At 32.1% G+C, this 1,681-nt stretch carries 1 protein-coding gene and 1 pseudogene; both read left to right on the top strand.

Annotation, left to right across the window (positions count from 1 at the left end; all coding sequences use genetic code 11):
• On the top strand, positions 1 to 622 hold a 622-nt coding region (gene istB, locus B1R93_RS06510; RefSeq protein WP_133058625.1), incomplete at its 5' end, for an IS21-like element helper ATPase IstB.
• Between the two features lie 689 nt (positions 623 to 1,311).
• A pseudogene (locus B1R93_RS06505) lies at positions 1,312 to 1,681 on the top strand (hypothetical protein); the annotation flags it as partial.

Here is a 1,681-nt window from a genome sequence, read left to right as displayed (position 1 = left end):
AATTGAATTACTTGAAAACAAAGATTTGGAAAGACGTATTAATAAAGCAAAATTACCATATTTAAAGAGAATTGAAGATTTTGATTTCGCATTTCAGACAAGTGTTAGTGAAAGAAGAATTAAAGAAATAATGACATGTAGATTTATTGATAATGGGGATAATATCTTACTTTTGGGACCTCCCGGTGTAGGTAAAACCCATCTTGCGATTGGGATTGCACTTGAAGCATTAAATAAAGGTTATACAGCCCACTATACACGTTGTGATGATTTCATCACAATGTGTAAGAAAGCTGATGAACGCAACACAACAAGTCGCTTAGTAAATAAGTTATCTAAGTTTAATGTACTCGTTTTGGATGAAATGGGATACTTCCCGTTTGATGAGTTAAGTGCAAACCTCCTGTTTCAAATCATCTCAAAGAGATATGAAGAGGGGTCAATTATTATAACCTCTAATAAATCATATATAGAATGGGGGAAAATCTTTGGAGATGATGTTTTAGCAACCGCTGTTTTAGATCGGCTGCTTCATCACTCCACTACATTTAACATGAAAGGAGAATCCTATCGATTAAAGGAAAAACAGAAGGCTGGAATTCAGCCGATAGTAGCAAAGTGATGATATTGGGGATTTTTCAACCGCTGAAAATGGGGAATTTTAATCCGTTGTTGACATTATTGAAAAGGAAACAAAATCTTATGTAGAAACATTTTCTGAAGCAATCGATTTATTCATTATAGATTGTGATTTACGTAATCTTAGACCGCATACGGTTATTATACAAATGAATTTAATGCCTTTTTGAACCAGTTAAGAGAACAGGGAATTGATACAACAGTAATTAAACCTTATAACTTAACTGAAGAACATTTCAAATTAGATTCTCTCCTAAATACTTTAATATATCAGTTCGATACAGGTTTGTTATAAAAATTTTAATTTGACTAATTTTGTCAAAATTATATAAAAAAATTTTATAGTTGCTATACTTATCAGTATCAGCACAAGTTCTTCTCATACATATAATATCAATTGAGGAGATTCCCGGGAACTATCGCACTAAGCTTCCGTTCTTTTGGTTAAGTGGATAATGTAAGCGTTAATACAATGAGACTACAAAATAAGTATTAGAGAGGTTTCGACATTAGAAACGTTATAGCTTTGATATGATCTAATGATTTGAAAGGGCTTACGTATAAGTTTTTAAAGGAGGTGATGATAGAAAAAGTTGATTGGTTTTATTTCATAAGCATGTAAACACATCTAAGCCCAGTCTTACCTTTTACAACTTACTTAGGAGGAAGAGGATGAAAAAAAGGATGCGTATTAAAAAGTCACTAAATTTACTATTGGTTTCATCATTTTTAACTTCATCGTTATTAATCGGTGGAGATGGTGAAATAAATGCAGCATCAGTTGATTCAATACCTAACACAGAAAGACATTTTAAAAACTATGATAATAGCTATCTAAACGTCACTGGGTATGCGTCATTAGGAGTTAATGACCGAAGTGAATACATTGATACAACTTATTATCGTCAAGTTGAAACTGAAAGAGAGTTTTTACAGTCTCTTTTGGATGCTCAGAATGGAAGTGTAAAAGTAATTGAAGTGGCAAACGACCTTAACCTAGGTTGGAAAGCATTAAATTTAACTTCAGATGAAGCTAAAAAAT

Origin of the sequence: Halalkalibacter urbisdiaboli (assembly GCF_002156385.1) — a bacterium.
Lineage (GTDB): Bacteria > Bacillota > Bacilli > Bacillales > Bacillaceae_D > Halalkalibacter_A > Halalkalibacter_A urbisdiaboli.
Note: the sequence above shows the minus strand (reverse complement) of the source record. Positions and strands in the feature narration are given on the sequence as shown.